The following is a 3,968-nucleotide window of genomic DNA, read 5'->3' as shown; positions in this document are numbered from 1 at the left end:
CATTAGTGTCAAATCCTATTCACACAGGTTCCAAAGAACCAGTAGTGTGGTATCAGTTGGGAGAATTGATGAAAAATGCAAAAAATCGTGTGAAGATCCACACGCCATATATTATCTGTAATGATATGATGTATAATACATGGGAAGAGATTGCAGAGAACGTTTCAGATTTTTCTATCATGACAAATTCAGTTGCGAATAATGGGAATCCATTTGGGGCTGCCGATTATGCGAAAAACAGAAATAGAATCTTAAGTACAGGAATTAATATCTGGGAATATGAAGGTGGTTATTCATACCACGGAAAAAGTATTCTGATTGACGATGATCTGTCTGTAATCGGTTCCTTTAATATGGACATGAGAAGTGCATATCTGGATACGGAACTGATGCTTGTAATTCGCAGTAAAGATATTAATAAACAGTTGGAAGAGGGCATGATGGAATATGAAAAAGTGTCTCGCCAGATATTAGAAGGCGGAACTTATAATGATCCATATCATGTAGAGCCAATCGAATTAACAAAGAAACGTCAGAGAAAAATATTTTTGGTACAGCATCTGCTTGGATGGGCAAGGTATCTGTTTTAATAAGGAGGAAGGAAAACGTGTTTCAAATATTGATTGTAGAAGATGATAAAGAATTAAGCCAGCTATTCCAAAAAGTGCTTGAGAAGAATGGATATCAAGTCAAAAGTGCATCGGATGGAGCACAGGCATTAGAAGTATTGGATAAGGAATATATTGATCTGATCATTTCTGATATTATGATGCCGGTTATGGATGGCTATGAACTGGTGTCAGAACTCCGTTCAGCAGGATATCAGATACCAGTGCTTATGATCACTGCGAAAGGTTCCTTTGATGATATGCGCCAGGGATTTCTTTCGGGAAGTGACGATTATATGGTAAAACCGGTAAATGTGAATGAAATGGTTTTAAGAGTCGGAGCATTGCTTCGCCGTGCACAGATACTGAATGAACACAAAATTGTGATCGGTTCAACAGAGTTTGATTATGATGCAATGACGGTTACAACTGATAAGGAAAGTCTTGTTTTGCCTAAAAAAGAATTCCTGCTTTTATATAAGCTTGCAGCTTCGCCAGGCAGAACATTTACAAAACAACAGTTGATGGATGAAGTATGGGGATACGAGACGGAGGCAGACCCACATACAATAGAGGTACATATAGGAAGAATCAGAGAGCGTTTTAAAGATAACCCGGATTTTGAAATCGTAACAATGCGTGGAATTGGATACAAGGTGGTGAAAAAATAATGGAACAAAAGAAAGAAAAAGGATTGCGGATCCGATCCTGTCTGACTGGTGCAATCTGGCTGGCACTTGTATTTTCAACAGTCATATCTGCTTTATTATTTGCTTTTTTGAATCATTTTTTTAATCTGCCGGGCAGCATACCTGTGCTTGGCTGGCTTTTGATTTTTAATACATTGATTGCAGGGCTGATCACTTCCTTTATTAATGCAAAGTTACTGGAACCAATTACCAGACTTAGTAAAGCAATGAAGGAAGTTTCTCAGGGAGATTTTGAACAGCATTTGGAAACGAACAGCCGTATAGCAGAAGTTGGAGAATCTTATCAAAGTTTTAACGTTATGACAAAAGAACTTCGTGCAACAGAGGTGCTGCAGATGGATTTTGTATCTAATGTTTCTCATGAGTTTAAGACCCCGATTAATGCCATTGAAGGATATACAATGCTGCTTCAGGGAGAAGAACTGTCTCCGGATCAAGAGGAATATGTAGAAAAAATCTTATTTAACACCCAAAGACTTTCCGGATTGGTTGGTAATATTTTGCTGTTATCCAAGTTAGAGAATCAGAATATACCAATGAAAAAAACAGAATATCGTCTGGATGAACAGATCCGCCAGGCATTTCTTTCATTGGAAACAAAATGGACAGAAAAAGAAATTGGTTTTCAGGTAGAATTGGAGGAAGTTAAATATACTGGGAATGAAGGACTTTTTATGCATATCTGGATAAATCTTTTGGATAATGCGATTAAGTTCAGCCCTTCAAAGGGGACAATTACGATGTTTCTGAAACAAGAACAGGATTCTGTTAAGTTCATTCTGGAAGATGAAGGACCAGGAATAGAGGATGATGTAAAATCCAGAATATTTGACAAGTTCTATCAGGTAGATGGATCTCATAAAGCAGAAGGAAATGGCCTGGGTCTTGCACTTGTAAAACGGATTGTAGATAGTGCCGGAGGAACAATCAAAGCAGAAAACCGTGAATATGGTGGATGCAGATTTGTTATAGAGCTGCCAAAGCAGAAAGATGAGATTATATAGTTTTAAGATAAATTAGAAGATGGGAGGATTTATATGACATTTTATCAGGAGTTGCAGTTAAATCAGGCAGGTTCTAAAAACCTGTTGAAAAAGAGTGAAACACTAAAAGAAAAATTATATCATATGTGGGTATATCTGGTGAAGATAGCTGTTACAATGGCATTTTGTTTTTTCTTTGTTAGTATTTTCAGCATCCTATTTGGGAATGAGAACAGCATTGTAGGTGTAGTAGTCTTATTATGTCTCATGGTGTTTAGAAATGCGGATCTGGGGATCCACACCGGACAATCTACGATGCTTTTGGCTTTGTTCTTTGTAATTATGACTGTATGTCCGCATTTAGCAAATCAGTTTTCACCGGTATTGGGAATGCTGTTAAATATTGCGGCACTGGCTGTGTTGATTCTGTTCGGATGCCATAATCCATTCATGTTTAATCAATCTACATTGGTTCTTGGGTATCTGCTGCTATATGGTTATGATGTTACGGGAAAAAGCTATCAGATGCGATTAGTCGGAATGGCTTTAGGTGCAGCACTTACCTGCTTTGTATTTTATCGAAATCATAAAAACAGAACTTATAAAAGAAATCTGAAAGATCTGATACAAGAATTTGATATCACTTCTTCCAGAACAAAATGGCAGATATGTCAGATTTTATGCGTACCGATTGTCCTTTGCATTGCAGAACTTTGTAATATGCCACGTGCAATGTGGGCTGGTATTGCGGCCATGTCCGCGATTTTGCCGTTTATGGAAGATATGCACTACAGAGTCCGTAAAAGGATTGTCGGAAATATTGCAGGTGTTATATGTTTTACAGTATTATATTTTCTGCTTCCTTCGTCAATCTATGCATATATAGGAATTCTTGGTGGAATCGGTGTAGGATTTTCAGCACAATATGGCTGGCAGGCAGTATTTAACACATTTGGTGCTTTAGCCATTGCTGCAGAGACTTATGGACTACAAGGAGCGGTTAGTCTTAGAGTGATTCAAAATGTTTTTGGTGTTGTGTTTGCTTTAGCATTTTGTGTTATATTTTATTGGTTTATGTCTAAAAAAAAGGAAAGTGAGGTGACCGTACATGCAGAGGGAAGTGAATCAGGAAGAAAATTTGAATAGAATTATTACGGTTCCTAATCTTCTTTCTTTTTTTCGGTTTTGTCTGATTCCGGTAATTATATGGAGTTATTGTGTAAAGAAAAATCCTCTGTTAGCTGGTGAAATCTTATTGCTGTCTGGTCTTACGGATCTTGCTGATGGATATATCGCAAGAAGATTCCATAGGATTAGTAATTTAGGAAAAATACTTGATCCGGTGGCTGATAAGCTGACACAGGCAGCGATGTTAATCTGTCTGTTTACTCGTTTTCCGCATATGCTTCTTTTAATCGTAATAATGGCAGGTAAGGAGCTGTATATGGTAGTCAGTGGATGTCTTGTGATACGAAAGACAGGAAAAGTACATGGTGCAGACTGGCATGGAAAGATAGTAACCTTTTTATTATATGGAACTGCAGCGGTGCATATTATATGGTTCCAAATTACACCGATGGTATCAGATCTGTTGATTGGTTTGTGCGCTATAATGATGGTCATATCGGTCGCTCTGTATATTATCCAGAATACCAGGACTCTTAAGG

At 37.7% G+C, this 3,968-nt stretch carries 5 protein-coding genes; all 5 read left to right on the top strand.

Annotated features, from left to right (window positions below; all coding sequences use genetic code 11):
- Positions 1-590: phospholipase D-like domain-containing protein (locus tag ABHC48_RS20310; protein WP_347506047.1), on the top strand; the 590-nt coding region annotated here is incomplete at its 5' end.
- Positions 569-1,279 carry a response regulator transcription factor gene (locus tag ABHC48_RS20305; protein WP_003693048.1) on the top strand — a complete coding sequence of 237 codons (711 nt, stop codon included), beginning with the start codon at positions 569-571 and terminating at the stop codon, positions 1,277-1,279. The genes ABHC48_RS20310 and ABHC48_RS20305, both read left to right, overlap by 22 nt.
- Positions 1,279-2,322: a HAMP domain-containing sensor histidine kinase gene (locus ABHC48_RS20300; protein ID WP_005347239.1), complete on the top strand. Its 1,044-nt coding sequence runs from the start codon at positions 1,279-1,281 to the stop codon at positions 2,320-2,322. The genes ABHC48_RS20305 and ABHC48_RS20300 overlap by 1 nt, the downstream gene beginning before the upstream one ends.
- 33 nt (positions 2,323-2,355) lie before the next feature.
- Positions 2,356-3,447, top strand: a complete 1,092-nt coding sequence (locus ABHC48_RS20295) for an FUSC family protein (RefSeq protein ID WP_005347241.1) — start codon at positions 2,356-2,358, stop codon at positions 3,445-3,447.
- Positions 3,410-3,968, top strand: a 559-nt coding sequence (locus ABHC48_RS20290; protein WP_347506043.1) for a CDP-alcohol phosphatidyltransferase family protein, incomplete at its 3' end; no start/stop codon positions are given. The genes ABHC48_RS20295 and ABHC48_RS20290, both read left to right, overlap by 38 nt.

Source organism: Ruminococcus sp. 1001136sp1, assembly GCF_039841815.1.
GTDB lineage: Bacteria > Bacillota > Clostridia > Lachnospirales > Lachnospiraceae > Blautia_A > Blautia_A faecis.
The sequence above is the reverse complement of the archived record's forward strand: the minus strand, read 5'-3'. Positions and strand labels throughout refer to the sequence as shown.

Coding starts and splice junctions, on each gene's coding strand:
- ABHC48_RS20305 (WP_003693048.1), top strand. CDS start 569: ATGGGCAAGGTATCTGTTTTAATAAGGAGGAAGGAAAACGTGTTTCAA.
- ABHC48_RS20300 (WP_005347239.1), top strand. CDS start 1,279: ATGGAACAAAAGAAAGAAAAAGGATTGCGGATCCGATCCTGTCTGACT.
- ABHC48_RS20295 (WP_005347241.1), top strand. CDS start 2,356: ATGACATTTTATCAGGAGTTGCAGTTAAATCAGGCAGGTTCTAAAAAC.